This is a genomic window from Limibacter armeniacum, assembly GCF_036880985.1.
GTDB classification, from domain to species: Bacteria; Bacteroidota; Bacteroidia; order Cytophagales; family Flammeovirgaceae; genus Limibacter; species Limibacter armeniacum.
Window position 1 is genome coordinate 672973 of record NZ_JBAJNO010000008.1, and the last position, 21266, is coordinate 694238.

16 protein-coding genes are annotated in these 21266 nt (G+C 39.6%); 7 read left to right on the top strand and 9 right to left on the bottom strand.

The window, feature by feature from the left end:
• Window positions 1-77 precede the first annotated feature (77 nt).
• Together V6R21_RS08725 and V6R21_RS08730 are read right to left on the bottom strand one after the other, a co-directional pair.
• Window positions 78-2102, bottom strand: coding sequence for a DUF885 family protein (locus V6R21_RS08725; protein ID WP_334242786.1), 2025 nt, complete (start codon window positions 2100-2102; stop codon window positions 78-80).
• A 78-nt stretch (window positions 2103-2180) separates the two neighbouring features.
• Window positions 2181-2813 (bottom strand): HAD family hydrolase, encoded by a 633-nt coding sequence (locus V6R21_RS08730; protein ID WP_334242788.1) that lies wholly within the window; start codon window positions 2811-2813, stop codon window positions 2181-2183.
• Between the two features lie 309 nt (window positions 2814-3122).
• On the opposite strand from V6R21_RS08730, the gene hflX reads away from it, so the two are divergent.
• Window positions 3123-4355 (top strand): GTPase HflX, encoded by a 1233-nt coding sequence (hflX, locus tag V6R21_RS08735; RefSeq protein WP_334242790.1) that lies wholly within the window; start codon window positions 3123-3125, stop codon window positions 4353-4355.
• A 44-nt stretch (window positions 4356-4399) separates the two neighbouring features.
• On the opposite strand, the gene V6R21_RS08740 is transcribed toward hflX, so the two are convergent.
• The gene (locus tag V6R21_RS08740) at window positions 4400-5017 is read right to left on the bottom strand and encodes a DUF4251 domain-containing protein (protein WP_334242792.1); all 618 of its coding nucleotides are present in this window, start codon (window positions 5015-5017) and stop codon (window positions 4400-4402) included.
• Window positions 5018-5239: 222 nt separating this feature from the next.
• Here V6R21_RS08740 and V6R21_RS08745 point away from each other — a divergent pair, with 222 nt between their 5' ends.
• On the top strand, window positions 5240-6355 hold the full coding sequence (locus V6R21_RS08745; protein WP_334242794.1) for a WD40 repeat domain-containing protein: 1116 nt from the start codon (window positions 5240-5242) through the stop codon (window positions 6353-6355).
• Window positions 6356-6372: 17 nt separating this feature from the next.
• Window positions 6373-7416, top strand: coding sequence for a caspase family protein (locus tag V6R21_RS08750; RefSeq protein ID WP_334242797.1), 1044 nt, complete (start codon window positions 6373-6375; stop codon window positions 7414-7416).
• Window positions 7417-7446: 30 nt separating this feature from the next.
• On the opposite strand, the gene V6R21_RS08755 is transcribed toward V6R21_RS08750, so the two are convergent.
• The 3 genes from V6R21_RS08755 to V6R21_RS08765 form a co-directional block, all read right to left on the bottom strand.
• Window positions 7447-9744: a caspase family protein gene (locus V6R21_RS08755; RefSeq protein WP_334242799.1), complete on the bottom strand. Its 2298-nt coding sequence runs from the start codon at window positions 9742-9744 to the stop codon at window positions 7447-7449.
• A 64-nt stretch (window positions 9745-9808) separates the two neighbouring features.
• Window positions 9809-10114, bottom strand: coding sequence for a DUF6787 family protein (locus V6R21_RS08760; protein ID WP_334242803.1), 306 nt, complete (start codon window positions 10112-10114; stop codon window positions 9809-9811).
• 32 nt (window positions 10115-10146) lie between these two features.
• Window positions 10147-10863, bottom strand: coding sequence for a 3'-5' exonuclease (locus V6R21_RS08765; RefSeq protein ID WP_334242805.1), 717 nt, complete (start codon window positions 10861-10863; stop codon window positions 10147-10149).
• Between the two features lie 129 nt (window positions 10864-10992).
• Here V6R21_RS08765 and V6R21_RS08770 point away from each other — a divergent pair, with 129 nt between their 5' ends.
• On the top strand, window positions 10993-12180 hold the full coding sequence (locus tag V6R21_RS08770; RefSeq protein WP_334242808.1) for an anhydro-N-acetylmuramic acid kinase: 1188 nt from the start codon (window positions 10993-10995) through the stop codon (window positions 12178-12180).
• Window positions 12181-12267: 87 nt separating this feature from the next.
• On the top strand, window positions 12268-12855 hold the full coding sequence (locus V6R21_RS08775) for a rhomboid family intramembrane serine protease (protein WP_334242809.1): 588 nt from the start codon (window positions 12268-12270) through the stop codon (window positions 12853-12855).
• Between the two features lie 317 nt (window positions 12856-13172).
• On the opposite strand, the gene V6R21_RS08780 is transcribed toward V6R21_RS08775, so the two are convergent.
• Window positions 13173-14657, bottom strand: coding sequence for a Do family serine endopeptidase (locus V6R21_RS08780; protein WP_334242811.1), 1485 nt, complete (start codon window positions 14655-14657; stop codon window positions 13173-13175).
• 385 nt (window positions 14658-15042) lie between these two features.
• A complete protein-coding gene (locus V6R21_RS08785) occupies window positions 15043-17229 on the bottom strand; it encodes a S9 family peptidase (protein ID WP_334242814.1) in 2187 nt (728 codons plus the stop codon).
• A 425-nt stretch (window positions 17230-17654) separates the two neighbouring features.
• Here V6R21_RS08785 and V6R21_RS08790 point away from each other — a divergent pair, with 425 nt between their 5' ends.
• Complete coding sequence (locus tag V6R21_RS08790; RefSeq protein WP_334242815.1) at window positions 17655-18377, top strand: cytidylate kinase-like family protein; 723 nt, start codon at window positions 17655-17657, stop codon at window positions 18375-18377.
• Between the two features lie 60 nt (window positions 18378-18437).
• Here the strand turns inward: V6R21_RS08790 and V6R21_RS08795 are convergent, their stop codons facing one another.
• Window positions 18438-19178, bottom strand: a complete 741-nt coding sequence (locus V6R21_RS08795; RefSeq protein ID WP_334242817.1) for a nitroreductase family protein — start codon at window positions 19176-19178, stop codon at window positions 18438-18440.
• A gap of 436 nt (window positions 19179-19614) precedes the next feature.
• On the opposite strand from V6R21_RS08795, the gene V6R21_RS08800 reads away from it, so the two are divergent.
• On the top strand, window positions 19615-21264 hold the full coding sequence (locus tag V6R21_RS08800; protein WP_334242820.1) for a hypothetical protein: 1650 nt from the start codon (window positions 19615-19617) through the stop codon (window positions 21262-21264).
• Window positions 21265-21266 lie beyond the last annotated feature (2 nt).

The window sequence follows — 21266 nt, forward strand, 5'->3', positions numbered from 1 at the left end:
ATGATACAATCAAAAGAGATTAACATAATGTTTTGTGTGAATAATTTTGCCTTAGTGAAAAAATTTAAGTTAGTGTGCTATTGCTCAGTGGCAAGAGCGGTTATATATTGTTGGGAGGCTCTTTGTAATTCTACCATTGGTAGCTCTCCCAACTTTAAAAGGTACAAGTGAAATGTCTGTTGATTGTAGTTTGACCCCATAAGCATTCGAGTATCTTCTTCCAGCCTTGACAGTATAAGTTTACCAGGTAAATAGGCTGTGGAGGCCCCTGGAAGTGCTATGCACTCCAATATAGAGTAATGTGCCGTTCGGTCGTATGCATATGTCTTTTCTTTAAAATAGGTCATGGCCTCTTCATAGTTCCAAAGCATATAATGAATCCCTAGATCACAAGCCATTTGGGCTGCTTTACGGAGAAATTCATACTGAATGGCAATCATGAGCGCCTTGTCATTCTGAAGCCCGTTATACTGCAAAGCTTTTTCAAGTGTATAGTATCGCCACCCTTCAGTAAAGTACAGAAAGTTGGTTACTTTACGGAAATGAGGCAGTTGCTTTTGCTGTCTTTGAATGCTTTTTTGTAAGTGGGTTCCTGGCAGTAGGTACATCAGGTCCCAAAGTTTTGAAGTTGCCTTTACAGTAGTTTCTTCAGGAATGGAGTCGGGAAGGTAAAGCGTACCTGCTCTTGAGTGAAAAAAGCCTCCAGGGTAGTATTTTGCAAATGTCATCGTATTGCGTAACACACTGATTGACTTCCGGACTTCTGGGAGTGGAAAGTTAGCTTCCCCTGTAAGCTCCTGTGTAAATTTATAGATTGGCGAGATGGTATCCAATGCCAAGTTTAGCATTGTAGAAGGGAGTAGCGCCTCCTTATGCTGTTGGACATCATCTTGGTATTTTTCCCATAAAACAGCAAACTCAGCTTCATCATGAAGTTCAAGTACATCTTGCAAGAGTGGAATCAAGCTGCTTTGGCGGATTTCAATCTCTTTTTCAGCCAGCCTCATAAGACTATCAGGAGTAAGTACAAGGTCAACTGTTTGTTGATCTGTACCTAAGTATCGGGTCAGGAGGTGCTGATAGTACATGTCACCAAGAGAGAATTGTGCAATTGTAACCTCATCAGGAGCAATATCCTTCATTCTTTGGACACACTGCTTTAGCGAGTGAAAAGAAGGAATTACACTTTCTTTTACAGCCCTTCCTAACTGGTAGTAGAGTTCACTTTTGGTGTCTTCATCCAGCGATTTTTCAATTTGCTTGAGTTTTCTGCTGAAGTCAACGTAAAAAACATTGCGTGTTGGAACTGTAGACAGTAATGCATCAATCTGTTTTTCGACAGTTTCAAGCACTAAGCGAGGAGGAATGGACAAGCCGTCCTTGTAATGGAATAGGTCAAGTGCTTCTTCCAAAGATTCATTTTCCCGCCTGTGAATAATTCCTGCGGTACTGACTTGCTGTATTTCAGGAGAGGGATTCAAAGCTTTGCCTGAAATGAGAGCTGAAATTTTATCCTGTACTTGGTATAGCCTTTCGATGTACCCTTTTGCATCTGACAAGTCCCCAATTTTATGGGAATTAACCATAAACAGAGGCAGTCGTATATGAATACCATTTATATGGTCAATTGGGTATTTCAAATTGGAATAGATCAGGTCGGAAGTGAGGCGATCCTCTGTGATATATCGAAATGTGTTCGAAGATCTTTTCTCTTCCTCATCCATCAGAAATGAACGGTATCCGTTGAGCATTTCCAATTGGTTTTGGATCATTTGTGAGTCTGCTTTCAATTGCATTTCTGAAAGGTCATTCAAGTACCAGTGGTGGTCACTCTGCATGTTGTCCTTTAGGAACTGCGTATGAAAATTGAGTGCCTGTGTATCAGTCAGCAATTCAGGGTGTTCGATGGCATATTCAAAGAACATTCTTTCAAAAAATAATGCGATACTAGAGGGCTTGAAGTAGTTCAGGTTGATACCCCATCCCACGGCCAGAAGTAGGCAAATGCCAAAACTCCAATACAGAATTTTGGATATTTGCTGGCTGAACATACGTTTCCCTTCAAGCAAATAATATCGTATGATAGGCTTGTTTAGTCTCACCTTGATTCTCCCTGTTTAGTTTTAGCAACAACAAATACAGGAAAGCCTACTGAAACACTTTCCTGTATGTATTTTGTATTATTGATAGTACTCTTTAAATATGTCCAATATTGTAGTGCCATTATTCAAATGGATTGTTTGTAATCCTGTTTTTTGAGCACCTTCAATATGTTGGACTGTATCATCAATAAACAGTGTCTTGGCAGGATCAAGTTTCTGCTCTTCTATAACTGTCTGGAAAATACTTGGGTGGGGTTTTCTATCGCCCATTTCATGTGAATAGTAAGCTTTTTCAAATACGTTGTCAATTCCTCCGTATTCAGCTCCCATAACAGTATCAAACGTTTTACAGAATTCTGTTTTATGTATTTCGTTTGTATTGCTGAGCAGGAAAACACGTTTATCTTTTCTGATTTGTTCAATCAGGTGAATACGCTCGGCAGGAAGGTCAAGTAGCATCGCATTCCATGCTTGATCAATTTGGTTGTCAGACAGGTCTGTCTCTAGTAGCTCACGTAGCCCCTGACGGAATTGTGCTGAAGTAGTTTTTCCAGTCTCATAATCATCGAACAAAGAGGTTTGATGATGCTGGGTATAAAGCGTCTGGACATCCTTTCCACTTAGTTTGCTTAAGGCTTCGATTGAGTTCTGGTAGCGAATGTTTAGGATGACTCCGCCAAGGTCAAATATAATATTGTCGATGTGCTTCATATTCAAGTTTGCTTTTTCCGAGCGCTAAGATAAATAATAAGACAATAGTTTACAGATTGCCGTCAGACATTTGAGAGAAGCTTATGTTATGTGCTCTAACGTGATAGGTCTTGATTTAGCAGTGATTGATCAGTAGAAATCATCATGATAAATGCTTACTTTTGCACACCTCTAGGAAACATTAACACTTTTCATAGCCAAAACCTTTTTCAGATCAGTTATATGATATAAGAAATAATACTGTTTTTGAGCCAGATTATCTTTTGATAAGACATATAGCATATATTTTAACTAAGCATATTTTATACTTTGAAGAAAGAATTTCAATATACAAGTGAGACCAAAGAACCTACCGCTGTATTGGTAGCTGTGTCTCCAAAAGCACAAACTACCCAAAAGGCTGAAGAGTATCTGGATGAGTTAGCGTTTTTGGCAGAAACGCTGGGAATCAAGACACTGAAAACTTTTGTTCAGCGACTGGACATGCCTGACCCTAAAACTTTTGTCGGAAAAGGAAAGTTGGAGGAGATTGTAGCCTATGTCAAGCACTATGATGTGGATATGATCATTTTTGATGATGACCTGACAATGGCACATTCCAGAAACCTTGACCGTGAACTTCAGGATGTGATGGTCATTGACCGAAGCTTACTGATTTTACAGATTTTTTCTAAGCGTGCGCAAACGGCACAATCTAAATTGCAGGTAGAGCTTGCTCAATATCAATACATGTTGCCAAGACTGACCAACCTTTGGTCTCACCACTCCAGACAGCGTGGTGGTATTGGTATGAAAGGTCCTGGTGAGACAGAACTTGAAACAGATAAGCGTATTATCCGAGACAAGATTGCCTTGTTGAAGCAGAAGCTTTCAAAGATTGATAAGCAGAGTACACTGAGGAGAAAGTCCCGAGACCGTCAGGTGCGTGTAGCATTGGTTGGTTATACCAACGTGGGTAAGTCTACAATCATGAATAGCATTGGTAAAGCGGATGTATTTGCTGAGAACAAGCTATTCGCAACGGTAGACTCTACAGTGAGAAAGATGGTGCTGAACAATGTACCTTTCTTGTTGACAGATACGGTAGGTTTTATCCGTAAGCTACCTCACATGCTGATTGAAGGTTTTAAGTCTACCTTGGATGATATTGTGGATGCGGACATCCTGCTTCATGTGGTGGATATTTCACATGAATCTTTTGAGGAGCATATTCAGGTAGTGAATGAAACCTTGAATGAGATTGGTGCTGGAGACAAGCCAACCTTATTGGTGTTCAATAAAATCGATACTTTCGAGGATAAAGAGTATCCTCCATTTGAGGAGCATCCACCGTCAACGATAGAAGAGTGGAAGCAAAGTTACTTTGCCAAAGGAACAAATTGTGTGTTTATTTCGGCAGCCAAAAAGCAGAACATAGAGGAGTTGCGTGAAAAGCTCTTCAAAATGGTCACAGACAAGTTCTATGCTATTTACCCAAACCATGAGAGCTATGATTACAATAAGCTTTGGTTGGAAAGTGGTGAAAACTTTGAAGCTGAATAATGAATAAATAGAAAAAGCCCTGTCGTCATGCAGGGCTTTTTTTATCAATATTGTCTAGGACTTTCATAGACATCAGACTCTTCCATGGGAACCAAATATCCGCTAAAGCGCAAACGACCACTTTTTGTTTGTTGTGCCACATGTGCCTGAGCAAGATTACTGCCTGCATTTAATGTGATGACTATTTGAGAGTTCACCATCGGTCCTATAACATTCATACTCATTGTCAAGGCTCCTTTTTTTGACTCTCGTATCTCAACAGCTGAAGCTTTTCCGGTTACTGTAATACCTCCTATACCATTTGGACCAATAACACCACCAGGAAAAGCGAGCTGAATCACTACATTTTCACCATTCATACCCACAAAGTTGGTATTGGGGCTGACATTTACAGGATACCCTCTTTTGTTGTAAAGGGTATGTGTTTCCAATATAAACTGTTTACTCTTTATCGCATTTACAGCATTGTTGTGCAACTCAGTGCTCTCATCACTCTTCTGTTTTTTTCGTTCGAGCTTTTGCTGCTTTTTCAGTTCCTTTTTTTCCTGCTTCGTCAGCTGCTTTTCGTCTTGTGTTTTGCCTTCATTCAACTCTTGTGCGTATAGCTGACTGAAGCACGTAAGGGTGAATAAACAGCTTACGAATACAATTAGTTTTTTCATATTACTGGTTTGGTAGTCAGTGAGTTGATTTGTACAGTGTCTTGAAAATATTATACGATATAGTGAAGGAGGAAGATGTTGTAATTAATGTTAAATACTTAGTGTATATATGTGTAGTTGAAGTTATAATGATAAAAGGAGTTGCTGAATCTGCTGAAAGGGAGAAGTGCAACAATAAATTATGTAAATTAGGATTAGCACTTCATTTATACTGCATTGCTTATGAATAAGCTTTTCTTCCATTTGATATTTCCACTATTAATTTGTCTGTCTTTAGCTTCTGAAACGGCAGCCCAAGGGGTACAAGTAGTATTACCTATGGGGGTTGAGTGTCGAAAGGTGTTGTTTACTCCTGACGGTGAATATGTAGGTGTATCCAGAAAAGATCAGATAACACTATGGCTTTCAGGTAGTAGAGGTAAGTACTTAGAGATCAATACTGAATTCAGTAAGGTTAATAGCTTCTCTTATACCCCTGACAGCAAGTATATTCTCTATACAGGAGAAACAAACCCATTAAAAAGATTTTTTAATAAACGGCCGGAATTCGCTCCGACAGAGTCTCATAATATTGTAATGAGGGACCTTGAAACCTTGAGTAAGGTTCTTGAATTTAAAGGGCATACCAATGATGTGACGGCAATTTTTGTATTGTGGAAAGGGGAGATAATGGCTAGTGGAGGAAAAGACAAAACGGTGAGGTTATGGGATATTAAGACAGGGAAACAACTGAAGGTATTCAAGGATCATGACCAGAAAGTGCTGGAAGTGGCCATTAGTCCTGACAGTAAATACTTGGTTAGCGCAGGTGCAGATAGAAAGATTGTAGTAAGAAAACTACCAGAGGGAGATTTACTGACCATAATACCCAATCATACAGACTGGGTGAGGGCTTTGGGATTCAGTCCTGATGGAAAGCTTTTGGCAACAGGGTCCGATGATGGTACTGTACTGCTTGTCAAATTCAATATTGGAAACCTTGAGTGGCAAAGTATGGAAGGAGGACACCATACTGGATGGGTGTATGACTTGTCGTTCAGCCCTGATGGACGTTTTCTGGCATCATGCAGTCAGGATGAAAGCTTTATTATTTGGGATGTTGAAAACAAGGTTTTTAAAAGTAGGAATGTGATTAAAAATGGAGGCTCGATTACCTCAATACATTTTGATCCCAAAGGGAAATATCTAGCCACAACACCTTTTATGAGTGAAGATATGTACCTATGGGAGGTTTCCAACCTTGATATTTCTCCTCCGATTCATTATCGAGATACGACCGATGTGAACCCTCCTATGATTACCATTATTTCTCCGGTAGTTCGGGGGGAAGGTTGCTGATAGCAGATGACCAGATTTTGATTAAAGGTGCAGTAGTGGATGAGTATGGTGTACAAGCAGTGTATATCAACGGGATTAAGATGAGGTTGAATGAAGGAAATGTGTTTGAGGTGTTACTCAATATTGCAATAGGAGAAAACAGGGTGAGGATAAAGGCGTCTGATATCAATGGAAATATTGCAGAGCGAGAACTGGTCATTACAAGGAGGGAGAATGATGAATTGATTGTCAAGGATGAGGAAGGTGTCAATTATTTATTGACGATAGGGATAGATAAATATGCGGAAGGAAACCGTTTTCCGGAATTGTTTAATGCCGTTTATGATGTACAGGCATTCTCTAAGTTGCTGGTAAAGAAATACCAGTTTGACAAGGAGAATGTGATAAGGCTTTATAACCAGCAAGCCACAAAAGAGTCTATTATAGAAACGCTTACCGGGTTGGTGGACAAACTGCAATGGAATGATAACCTGATCATCTATTATTCAGGACATGGTATTTATAACCAGATATTGAGGGAAGGTTTTTGGATTCCTTATGATGGTAAAAAGTCAACCAGTAACCAGTATCAATGGGATACTTATATCTCAAATAGTTTCTTGTTGAAGATTGTCAAGGAAATGAAGGCAAAGCACATTTTCATTATTGCTGATGCCTGTTTTGCAGGAACCATTTTCGAAGATTCATATAGGGGCGGAAGTTTTGAAGACGCTATCTCAAAATACCGTTCAAGATGGGGATTTACATCAGGTATGTTGGAACCAGTGTCTGATGGAATCATGGGGGCACACAGTCCATTCAATCAGGCAATGCTCAAATTCTTTAAAAATAATGAAGAGAATAAGGTAGCCATATCAGACTTGATACAGTTTGTGAAAAAGGATGTCGGGCGCCTCAATGGACAGATTCCGAGAGGAGCTCCCCTAAAGAATGTAGGGGATGAAGGTGGTGAGTTTATCTTTGAACTTAAGGACGACAATAAAAGTGAATCTGATAGTACACAGAAAATACAGGATGAAAAGCCTCAACCTGTAGAAGAAAAGAGTGAATCTGGAAATTGAATCATTTCACTTGTTTAATATTATGACGACTTAATGACTAGGTTCACTGACAATTTGAATTCTTTCCAATTGCCAATTGGTTGGAGTGGTAACCTCATCAGAAGCGCCTCGTGTGCCTATCAAATTGTTTTTAAATAGTTTGAGAAGGGGATTGTCTGTTGAAACAGTACGCATCTGTCTGTAATCTTCCAATATTTGAGGATCATCGATCGGTTCTGCACTACTCAAGAGAATATAGGTGTCGATACCAAAAGGAGGAGAAACCTGAAACGTTTTAACAGGACCAAGCTGTATCTCATCTAGAAATGACCTGTTTTGGTAAACCAGTGTTTTGGTGTTGTTTTCAATACTGGTATACCTTGGATAGAATAATTTCATATTCCCATCATTGTCAATTCCGAATACATATAAAAAGCGGTGTCGCCTGTTCCATTCATGGAAAAGAATACGATCCTTTTGCAGAACAAAACCATAAATATCTCCATCCTGTACTGCACCGCCATCTTCTACAATCTCACCAGTATCAGCATTTTTCAATGCAAGCTTGTATGGGAAGCTTGCAACATTTGGAGGAGACTCCAATGTAAGCCAAGCACTGATGCGGCTCAGGCGCTCAGCTTCAGCATATAGGTTCGCAAAAGTGATGTCAGTATCACCAAGTTGTTGCACCCAGCTGGTTCGAGGAGGGAATGGAGAGTCAGGAGATGATTCGGTCTGTACCCACGAGTAGTAGAGTTTCCCGTTGTCATCAGCTTTTCCTGCCAGTAAGTAATTTGCTCCTTTTGGAGACGATAACAGCTCTATAGTACTTGCTTCCATTGTTAGAGAGCGGGTCAGCAGTTGCTTAAGGTCACTTTCAGGAGGTAGGAAAATAAATAGCCCCGGCTTCTCATCAGCGCATTCCTTTTCCTGTTCAGATAGCAGTTTCCACTGGTTCTTGAATTCTGACTCTGTGAAATTATCGGGCAGTTCAATGATTTTACCACAGAAGCCCCTTAGCTTCCATGAGTCATTTGTATAGACCAATACGTGTGTAGTGGTTTCTGCTTTAGGGTCTTGAACAAATTCAACATCAATGTCCTTACAAGCCCTTTTGACCCTTTGGTATAGAGATAGTAACTCGTCTTTGGAAAAATCTCTTGTAGGGTACCACAATTGTAAATTGGGGGAGTTTTCTTCCGACCAACCATCCAGTCTGAAGAAGTTACCAATCTTGATATCTCCATCTGACCCTTGAATCACCTTGGCTATACTTCGGTTAACGGAGGGCATTTTGGTAACTTTAATTCTAACTTCACCTCTGCTACCATCTTTGTTTAGCATGACAAGCTCTGCCCCAACTCTGATGCCGTTCGCATAACCACCATCCAAGTAAATATCATCCTTACCATCTTTCTTAAAGACAATCACTTCCAAGTTCCTCATGGCAGGTCTGTTCACCTCTCCAAAAATAGGATTGCTCTTACGTTGCTCGTTTCCTTCAATGGTAGGGTTTTGCTTTGGAACATCATTATAAAGCATGATGGACTTAGCCTTCTTGAATATATTAAAGGCAGATTCTTCAGGAGAGGAGTTTCGGAGAGCTCTCAGTAGGCAGAAAGTAAAAGCACCATGTTTGTTGCCTTTGGAATCTGTATATTCTTTGGCTAATTGATAATCTTGAGCTGAGGAAATAAACAGTGCTCCTTCACCTGCCAAGTCGTGAATGTCTACCTCAGAGTATGGATCTCTTAGATCAATATCAAGCAAAGGCGAAACCATTCTGACTTTAGGAGAACTGAGGTTGAGGTCAGAACGAGTACCGGAACCACTATTACAACTATCAAAAATTACAGTGAGCTTGACACCTTTTTTGATAAACTGATTAAATATTTGGTTGAGTTCTTTGTCGCGAATATCGGGAGAACCATTGTAAGCGTCAGATGGAACAATGGTTTCGTCCCTCTTATCTGGTTCAGGAGAAAGGGAGTTTCTTATTTGGGATCCATGTCCTGCATAGTAGATAAAGACAATGTCTCCTTTTTCTGACTGTTGCAATAATTGATCGAAGTGAGACAGGATAGATGCTCGGGTAGTCTCATCTTTACTGATTAACATTCGGATATTTTCCGCTTCAAACCCATATCGGCTTTGAATGGCGTCCTTAATGCCCATGGCATCGTTTACTGTTCCATCCAGGTTTATCCAAACCCGTCCATTTTCGGCAATTTCCTCACCCTTACGAGGTTCATACTCGTTTATGCCTATCAACAAAGCTCTTTTTGTGACGGCTAATAAAGGAGAAGAAAGCAGGAGCAGTACAGAAAGTATAAATGCCAAAAGCCGCATACACGATGATGTTTTGGTTGAACGGAACCGATATTTTAGTATGCAATATCGGTAGGCAAAAGCTTTAAGAAGGCTTCTTGCCTATCATTCGTAACATCATACGTTTTTCAAAGTTCCAGAAAAAACGAAATTGTCCTAGTAAAGCTCCCCAAATCAATAAAAGTACCTGATAAACAGGCAAACCAATAAATACAAAGGCAATTATTCTTATGAATACGGAGCTGCTTTGGTCGATGCCAAAAATACTGTAGATAGGAGCTTTGACATATAAAAAGCTGGTGCCTGTCAAGGCAAAGGTGAGCAGGATGATTCCAACTTGCCAACCTGATTTTACTTGCCATCTATCCTTGAGTTTGTCTATCCAGTTCATAAGTATATTGTTTGGGCAGTCTAGTCTATCTTCTAACTTACATAAGAGATGAAGTCTTCCTGCAAATCATCCAAGCCATTCATTTTTAGGTATACCCTTGCCGTAGTGGCAACATCTTTATTGCAATAGTGTCCAATTCTGACAAGGTTGTCCTCTTCATAATAAACACTACTCACCTGACTTCCATCTATATCATCTTTTGGTGTAGGAATGTCAAATGCTGCTGAAAGTAAATCAAGGGATGTGAAACTTTTAAAGTCGCCAAATTTCCATAACTCCATTGTATCAATGTGCTGTATTTCCCAAGGCTTCTTACCTGAGAGTTGTAAGCTGGAAGGAATCTGTACCCCATTGATTAGCATACGTCGGCAGATGTAAGGAAAGTCAAATTCCTTTCCGTTGTGGGCTACGTACTTGAGTTTTCTTTCATCAAATTTATCAGTCACCAATGATTTGAACGTCTCCAACAATGCTTTTTCATCATCATTAGTAATTGCCTTGACCCTTAAGGCAAGCTGCTCACCTTTCAAATAAAAGACCCCTATACTGATACAAACGATCTTGCCAAACTCTGCATAAATACCCGCTTTGTCATAATAGAGTTCTTCAGCATTTACTTCATTGTTTAGCTGTAGCGCTTTCTTTTGCCAAAGCTGTTGCATTCGTTCACTCAATTCATTGAATGAGGCTTTACCTCGTACGGTTTCAATATCCAGAAATACAAGGTGTTTTAATGTATCGAAGTTCAATGGGGTAAATTGTTAGGTTGATGCTGTAAATTTTTTCTAAATTACTACGTATAATCCAATTCGGAAGGGAAGATATGAAATTTTAGAGAATCGACACATTTGCTGTCAGGCAGAAATTTTTTGATGAATATGGAAAACAAATTATATAAAGTAATAGGATTGATGTCGGGAACAAGTCTGGATGGCTTGGATTTGGCGTATTGTGAATTCAGATTTGAGAATGGTAAATGGCATTACAAGATGCCTTTTACTGAGACAATAGAATATGATATCCGTTGGCGAAAAAACCTTGAATCGGTGGAAGCGCAATCAGCACTGGCTTATGCGCTTCTGGATATGAATTTGGGTCGCTATATCGGCAATCAGATAAAAGAGTTTATAGCAAGACATCACCTGACGGTTGATTTTGTGAGCAGTCATGGACATACGATTTTCCATCAGCCTGATATTGGACTGACTGCACAGATAGGAAGTGGCGCTGCTATTGCAGCTGCTTGTGGACTTCCCGTGATCAATGATTTTAGAGCTGCTGATGTAGCGCTTGGAGGGCAGGGTGCACCATTAGTTCCAGCAGGAGACAGGTTATTGTTTGAGGAATTTGACTTTTGTCTGAACCTAGGCGGAATTGCAAATGTATCCTATGAAGAAGAAGGAAAAATGGCAGCCTTTGATATTTGTCCTGCCAATATGCCTCTGAATCACTTTATGCGTGAAAGGCTTGACAAGGAGTATGATGAGAATGGAGAAGTGGCACGTAGTGGTAAAGTCAATCAGGAGCTGTTCGAAGCTTTTAATAAGTTGCCATTCTTCAGTCAAGAAGGACCTAAATCACTTGGTAAGGAGTGGGTCTTTGAACAGATGATCGTCAAATTGCATCATTTGCCTGCAGTGGAAGACATCTTGGCAACTTCAATAGAACATACTGCTTATCAGATTGGACAACATATGAACCCAATAGCTGAAAAGAGAGGGGGGGCGAAAATGTTGTGTACCGGCGGGGGAGCATTTAATACTTTTCTGATGGAACGCATCAGGGCACATGCAAATGGTATTGAAGTTGTAGTACCTGATGAGCAAACTGTATCCTTCAAGGAGGCTTTGATTTTTGCTTTCCTTGGTGTTCTTAGGTTGGAATCAGAAGCCAATTGTCTCAGCTCGGTTACTGGGGCAAGAATAGACAATTGTGGTGGAGCGATTCATCATCCGTTTCCAGCAAAAGGAAATGAGCATCCGTCTTCAGACAGTGATGTCGATGCTGAAGGGTATAGTCCATTGGACAGTGGTAGCTTCAACAGGTTGATTGGTTGTGGAGGGTAAGTGATGAAGTGACTGACTTATTTGATTGTTTAAAATCTAATAAACTTATAAAGTGTCATTCAATAAATAAACGACTAATTAGCAATTATGAGATTACAGTATAATGCCCCTGTGGTACTTACATTTACACTATTGTGTACAGCAGTGATGGCAATGAAGAGCTTTTTGTTCATTGACCTGACACCCTATTTTTTCATAGGTGGAACAATGGACCCAACCAACATTATTGATTATTTCAGGCTAGTGTCTCACACGATTGGACATGGTAACTGGGAGCATCTGGTAGCGAATATGAGTTATATTCTGTTGTTGGGACCTATACTGGAAGAAAAGTACGGTTCAAAGCCATTGCTTATGATGATGCTGTTGACAGCATTGATTACAGGCTTACTGAATGTAATCGTATTTGATGATGGGTTGCTTGGTGCAAGTGGTATTGTATTCATGTTTATACTGCTAAGCTCAGTCGTAAATGTACAGAAGGGTAGAATTCCGATGACTTTTGTTTTGGTGTTGATGCTCTTCTTAGGACAAGAAATCATCAGCATTTTTAGGGATGACAATATTTCGCAGTTTGCTCATATCCTTGGAGGTATTTGCGGAGCCATTTTTGGATTCAATTCTTCTTTAGGAAAGCCAGGGAAAAAGCGTTCAAAAGTGAAGATCTTGAGCTGAGAAAAAATATGGTATATCAAACAAAAGAAAAGAGGTGTCCAAAGGATACCTCTTTTTTACTTAAAGCAAACTAATTAGTAGGGTAGTCAAAGTTTTTTCATAGGCTATTTTTCAATAACAATATGTACTTCACTTATAATTAACTAAAAAGAATTGATAAGTAGGTGACTTTCAATTTGGTAATGAGTTAATAATCTTTAATAAATATCTACTTATATAACAATCTAAATGGGCAGGTGGACAAAAAGAAAAGGCCAGCTAAAACAGCTGACCTCTCTAAATGAATTATGAAAATGAATATGCTCGAAATTCAATATTTAAAAACCAATACCATAAAAGCCTTTTTCACCATCAGCAGGGTATAAGCCTTCGATCAATACACCACCTTTTTTGCCTTTTAGAGCAGCACCCAAATCTTCAGGTGAAGCTATAGGAGATTTATCTACATGTGTAATGACAAAGCCTGGCTGCATACCACTATCACCCAACTTGCCTGAACCGATTTTGGTTACAATTACACCTCTACTTACTCCAAATTGAGACTTTTCTTCGTCTGTTAGGCTTCTTACCTCGGCGTTTAGAGCCTTAACAGCTTCGTTCATAGTCCTAGGGGCTTTGACAATAGCTGTTGTATTGTTGGTGTTTTTTAGTGTTATATTGTAGTCTTTGATACTGTTACCTCTTTTAATTTTTACTGTAACTTCTTCACCTGGACGTTTTCTGGCAATCATCTCCTGAAGCTCTGATACTGAGTTGACAGGAGTGTCTGATACACCCAAAATCACGTCACCTTTTTCAATACCTGCATCGTCAGCACCACCATTAGGGGCTATACCCGCAACGTATACACCTTCAATCGCATCCAGTCCTTCTTTTTCTTGTAAATCAGAATCAATGTCTGTGATTTGTACACCAATAACAGCCCTCTGTACTGTACCGTATTCTTTTAGGTCATCCGTTACCTTTTTAACCAAGTCAGCCGGTACAGCAAAAGAGTAACCTGCAAATGAGCCTGTATTGGAAGCGATTGCTGTATTGATCCCAACCAAGTTTCCTTGAAGGTCAACCAGTGCACCACCACTGTTTCCTGGATTTACAGCCGCATCTGTTTGAATGAAGGATTCAATAGCCAAGTTTGACTTTCTTCTAAGAATGTTGATGTTTCTGGCTTTAGCACTGACAATACCAGCCGTTACTGTTGATGTCAAGTCAAAAGGATTACCAACAGCCAATACCCATTGTCCGACTTTCACATTGTCAGAGTGACCAAATGGGATATATGACAGGTTCTTCTCTTTGATTTTCAACAGTGCAAGGTCTGTAGTAGGATCTGTTCCAATCAGTTCGGCTTCATAGGAACGCTTATCTTCCAATACAACCTCAATACTTTCTGAATTTTCCACTACGTGGTTATTAGTGGCAATATATCCATCAGGAGAAATAACTACACCTGAGCCAGATGCCATACTTTTACCATTTGGAGCTCCACCACCACCGTATGGCTCGCCGAAGAAGTCTCTAAAGAAATCAGGGTAGCGTTGTGTAGAACCTGCTCGTGAGATAGTCTTGATATGTACTACAGCAGGGGTAACCCTTTCAGCAGCAGTAATGAAATTAAGTCCCTCTGGAACGATAAAGTTTTTAGGTACCTCAACAGGTTTAGTGTAGTTGGTGGGGTATGCCACATTTGATTCAGATACTACAGCCTGATCAGGAGCCAGCATTTTAAAAGCTGAAACGGAGACCAATCCTCCCATCACAGCAGCTAGCAAAGCGGTTAGAATAAGTTTAGTGTTACTCATATCCTTTAAATGTTTGTTTTATTAATTTAACCTAGAAGCGTATAAGGGTTGTTAGTATATCAATCCTTATTCTTGAAATCTTTATATGAATTGATGATGATTGTACAAATTTCTTTGTGATTACAGTTCTAAAATACGAGAATAGCTTATTAGAAGGTACACTAAAGGTGCCCAATTTTATATTATTTAACGCATTTTAGAGTGTTTTAAAAACTTGAATGGAAATCGGGCGAGATTAATAAGAAAATGTTAAAATGAGAGTATTTAGTGCTGAAAAACAGCTACTTATTTGATAAATGAGAAAAGCACTTTGGATACTATATACAGTTTCCAAAGTGCTTTTAATGTATAGGACTAATACAGTCCAATGGGCAATCCTGACGATTTACAGGTTTGCTTTGATATAGTCTGTCATCATAGTAAACAGGTGCAGACGTGTGTTACCACCATAGATTCCGTGATTACGGTTAGGGTAGTAGAATACATCAAACTGCTTACCCGCTTTGATTAGGGCATCTTGCAGTTCAATAGCATTTTGAACGTGTACGTTATCGTCCCCTGTACCGTGGATCAATAGGAATTTACCATTCAGTCCTTCTACGTGAGAGATAGGAGAGTTGTCATCGTAACCTGCAGGGTTGTCCTGAGGACGCTTTAGGTAACGCTCAGTGTAGATAGAATCATAGAATCTCCATGTTGTCACTGGTGCTACAGCAATAGCCATTTTGAAGGCATCACCACCTGTAAACATACACAGTGAAGACATGTAGCCACCAAAGCTCCATCCCCAGATACCGATTCTGCCACCATCTACGTAATTCAGCGTCTTCAGGTATTTAGCTGTCTCAATTTGGTCAATTGACTCCAGTTTACCTAGTTGCGCATATGTTTGGTGCTTGAACTTGCGACCTCTGTTACCAGTACCTCTACCATCTACAACAACTACAATGTAGCCTTCCTGTGTCAGCATTTGGTGCCATGCATAGTTGCCACCACCCCAGCTGTTCGCTACTTGGTTTGAGCCAGGTCCACTGTATTGGAACATCAGTACAGGATACTGCTTGTTTTCATCAAAATCAGCAGGCTTCAACATGTAACCGAACAGCTCTACATCTTGATTAGTCTTGAATGTAAAGTGCTCTTTCTCTACAAAACCATAGTTGTTTACTTTCTCGGCGTATTCACCGTTTTCCTGAAGCTTTTTGATCAGCTTGTTGCCGTTAGTTTGGTAAAGGGCAACAGTAGGGACATGTGCAGAGCTGCTGAAGTTTTCAATGTAGTACTTGAAGTCATTACTCATATTGACACCCGTAGTACCTTTCTCGTGGCTCAGTTTCGTCTTGTTTTTGCCATCAACTCTTACTGAGTAGAAATCTTTGTCAAGAGGAGAAACTTCAGTAGAGATGTAGTAAAGAACAGGCTTTTTAGAAGACTCATCGATACCTACCAATTCTGTAACTTCCCAGTTACCTTTTGTGATTTGTCTTACCAATGAGCCATCCATTTTGTAAAGATAGATATGCTTGAAGCCATCTTTTTCTGAAGTATAGATAAACTCTTTACCGTTTTCTAGGTAAGTAAGGTCGTCACAATAATCGATATCAACATATGTTTGGCTCTCCTCTGTTAGCACTACATTGCTTTCTCCTGTAGTAGCATTGGCATGCAGGATCTCCAACTTGTTTTGCAGGCGGTTCAGTCTGATAACAGAGAGCAGGTTTGAGTCTTGAGTCCATTGTACACGAGGGATATAAATATCTCTGTTTTGACCAATGTTCACTGGCTGTACTTTAGCACCTGCTACATCATAAATAGAAATCTTGATTTCAGAATTGTCTTCACCAGCTTTAGGGTACTTGAAGCGGTAATCAAGCGGATATGGATCTGCACCATTCCACATTTGCATGTTGTATTCTTTTACATGCGCTTCATTGAAAGTGTAGAAGGCAATTTTTTTGCTGTCAGGTGACCAGAAGAAAGCTTTAGCCATTGAAAATTCTTCTTCGTAAACCCAGTCAGCACTACCATTGATAATGTGGTTGAACTGACCATCAGTAGTTACCTGAGTTTCGCTCATCGAAGCTAAGTCAACTACGAAAAGGTTGTTGTTACGTGCAAATGCCACTTTTGTGCCGTCAGGAGAGAAAGTAGCGTAAGACTGCTTACCGTTTTCTGACAGTTTCTTCAGAGACTTGTTTGCAAGGTCATAAACGTAGTAGTCTGCCTTGAATGATCTTCTGTAGATAGACTGCTTCTGCGTCATCAAAAGGATCTTTTGCTCATCCGCAGAGAAACTGTAATCTTCAATTTTGATGACAGGCTGGAGTGTATTGCCACTTAGGATAGTGCTAACAGCTTCTCCATTTGTTACATCATACTTAACGATGTTGTTCTCTGTAAGTGATGAATAGAACTGACCGTCTTTCATCCATCTGATACCATGAACAGATTTCGGATAAAATTTGTAGTCTTTCCAAATGTCTTCCAGTGTGATTTTTTCGGCAGATGGTTGTGCATAAAGCTGTGTCATCATGCCACAAAGCATCAGGATTAAGAATAAGGGTTTCTTCATAATTCCTCTAAAAGTTATTGAATGGTATATGTGATGTTTTTCTTTGAAATAAATACAGCACAGCCTACCTCATCAGTAGAAAATACTGACAACAGGAAAGTGCTAAGAAATTTATACAGGCCGCAAAATAAGGTAACTTGAAGATCATTTGAAGTTTTTAAAGAATTAATTTCATTATGATCAATTATTCATCTGATCTTCTAATAATTGGATACTCGCTACTCTCTTGTGGATTAGATATCGACCTTTCGCTATATTCTTTGTATATTTATATGTAAGGAAACAATCATTGACTGCTTAGATGTCATTTAGTCGGTGAATATATGTGAATGTTCCTATCGGTAATACTTATGTCCCCACGTTGCTTCAGCCCGAAGTTTTACACAGCTTACCTCAACCTTGCTGACTCAAAAATATCAACACATATGAAAAAAGTACTTTATGATTACCTGACAGACCGTTTTAAAAAACCTGCTGCAATTGGATTGGAGAAAGGACCTCTTGTGACGATTTCGCGTGAATTTGGTTGTCAGGCAAAAGATATAGCCCAAATATTGGTGGATGAATTGGCTCAGAAAAAGGCCTCACTAAAAAATCCTTTTCCATGGATAACGATTAATAAGGAAGTCTTAAGTGATGTAGCCAAGGAGCTTGAAATGGATCCTGAGTTTTTGAACCGTGTAGATACTGACAACCAACGAGGCATATTTGGAACATTGGTTTTTTCTTTCTCCCATACTTATAATGTGGTGGATATCAAGATGCATCGTATTTTGAGAGAAGTTATCACGACTTATGCAGAGCGTGGGAATGTGGTAATTGTTGGTAGGGGAGGAGCCATATTTGCCAAGGATTATCCAGATGCATTACATGTACAGCTTCAGGCACCCATTGAGTGGAGGATGAAACAGATTGCAAGCAGCAGAGGTATATCCAAGACAGAAGCTGAAAAATTGATAAAAGATATGGATGACAAAAGGCATAAGTTTATGCAATACCTGATGGGGCAACATCATCCATTTACCAACCATATATTTGATATAGTCATTAACAGGGCCACAATGTCAACGGGTGGGATTGTTCAGACAATAATGAAGGCATTGGAATGTAAAATGATTAATCATAACAATGATCACCATAATAAGTAAATACAAAAGCGGTTTGTGAGTTCTATACACAAACCGCTTTTTTGTAGCATTGATTTGATATCAGATTTCAAAGATGACTTCTTCGTTTGCCACTCTGAAACGCTCACTGTAAATACCTTCAGGAGCTGCTGGTCCGCATCCGATAATCATGGTGATTTCGGCTGCTGTTGGAAGCCCCAAAATATTTTTGACAATTTTGGAGTCAAACCCTTCCATTGGACAGGTATTATATCCTTCAGCTTGCATGCTGTACATAAAAGTCATGGCGGCCAACGAAACACTTTTGTGAATGGTGATGCGTACGTCATGTCTACCAACTTGCCTTACAACAGGTCGTTTTAAGCCTTCAAACCAGATATAAGCTTTTTTCCAAAGGTCTGAAAAACCGAAACGGTCACTTTTACCATAAAGCATAGGCATCAGTTTGGTATAATAGCTAATGGCCCGTTTAGCCTTTTTGTCTGTACGACCTTCGTAGACTTTTTTCATTTCATCCAGCAGTACCTTTTGCCTTTTTTTCCATAGGTCAGGACGAGCGACAAATACGACAAGTTCGTGAGCTGTACTAGCAGCCTGTTGACCTAAACAAGCCTTGGATAGTTGTTGGAGCGTTTGCTTATCCTTGATGCGGTAAAACTCCCATAGCTGCATATTGGAACTGTTAGGAGCTAATACAGCATTTTCAAGGCTTCTTTTGACTGCATTTTGGTCAAATTCGGCATTTTGGTCATAGATTCGGACAGAACGTCTTTCCCTTACGACATCTTCAAATACGGATGCCTTGCTTTTTGTTTCGATCATCTTGGTTACGGATTAGTTAGTGATAATAGCACAGGGTACAATAAACCATTAATAAGTTTGATTCTTTTTAGAAAGATTAATAGGAGGACAAATATCAATATTTATTAAGAGCATTTTACCGAAAAGAAGTGTAAATTTCAATTAAGCCAATCTCAAAAAAAGTTGATTAGACTAAAGCTCATCACACTTACAGTACAGTTTTAAAACCAAATATTAACCAGCATTTACTCAAACATAGTTTGTGATATAAAACACCTGTCGATGCAGTCGCGGGTGCAGCCAGCCGTTTCCGATTCTCTGTCATTGCACATGGTATACAAGGATAAAAGAACTATAGCCAGCTCAGTGGATCTATTGTGTATTTGAATGAGATTAACCGTCAATCATTTTATTCATACCGACTGTCATACCACACATGTAAACCAATTTCTTTTCTATGAAGTTTCTTCTGCTATTACTCTCATTACTATCATTTGTCGCATTTTCATTTGCTCAGGAGCAGCGTCCTTTGGAGATTCCATATGTAGCGGATTTACATTGCCATTCAAGTTTGAAGCCATTTAGGCAGGAAGCACATACAAGTATTTTTGATGGGGTAGGCTGTAGTGGGGATTGTTTCAATCGTAAACGTCTGCCATTACTGATGAAAGCCAAAAACTTTCCGATAGGGTCTCAAGCTTCCTTTTCCCAGTGTCAGCAAGGAAAAAATAAGGTGGTATTTCTCTCAATGCATATTCCTGAAGTCCAGATGATGGACATTCGGAATATTTGGGACTTTTTCACCAGTGATAACCGTATGGAAAACTTCTGGACAAGGATTACAGGTTTTCATAAGGACTTTATCCGCTATCAGTTGATGATGTATGATGAAAATGAGCCTATCAATTATTTCAAAGAATTGGAAAGGGAGTATGCTTACTTGTTGACACAGGAGCAACATGATACAGGAGGGAAGTTTGTCATTGCACGCAACTACCAGCATATGAAGGAAGTTTTGGAGAATGAGCCAGGTACCATAATTGGCATTATGAACCTTGAAGGGATGCATAACCTGATTAATTACCAAAGACAAAAAGACTTTTGGCTGGATAGCAAAGCTTTGAATGACCCGACTAACCCTGAGTATATAAAGTATCATAAGATGCTTGAGGAAAACATCAAGAAAGTGAAAAGTTGGGGAGGAGGAGAACATGCTCCTGTATATGCGACCATGACCCACTCATTTTGGAATATGGTGGCAGGGCAAGCTCCTGTGGTTCCCAAAACGGTCAGGGCTCTTGGACTGAAACAACGTCCAGGTTTGCATGAGGGGTTTACGGAACTGGGAAGAAGTGTTTTAGAGATGTTGCTCAGTAAAGAGAATGGCAGAAGGGTATTACCTGATGTAAAGCACCTTAGCCGTGAAGCAAGAAAAGAATATTATAGTATATGGGAGTCGTATAGGGCTAAAGGAGATACATTTCCAATAATATTTAGTCATGCGGCGGTGAGTGGCATCAAACATTTGGATAAGAAAGATAAAGAGGAAGAATTGGTAGCAATGGACAAGTTACATAAGCCTTATCACGGATATTTTAACCGTACACCGCTGAATTTATGTGATGAAGATATATGGAACATATTCCGTTCGAGGGGGATTATCGGGATGATGATGGATGAGAAAAGGCTTTTGGGAAGAAGGTCAAAAACAGATATCAACAAGGTAAAAAAGGCAGGTGATGAGAAAGCCTTACAGATGGAATATATGAAAGCATGGATGGCTCATGTATTCTACATCATAGAGCAGTGCCAAAGTAAAGAGGCTTGGAGTATGATCTGTATCGGGTCTGACTTTGATGGAGTGATAGATAGTATGAAAGCTTTCCCAAATGCAGAGAGTTTTCCTGAGATGGCAGAAGTGATGGTAGAGTTTCTGAGAAGCCATGAAAACTTGGCTGTTGGATTGGACCGGAAAAAAATTGAAAAATTAATGTACGGTTATGAACCAGAAGAACTTGTAGAGATGGTTATGTACAAAAATATAGATCGTTTTCTTGAAAAGAACTTTGCTCCTGATAAATCTCTTGTTGAGAGTTTATCTAACTGATT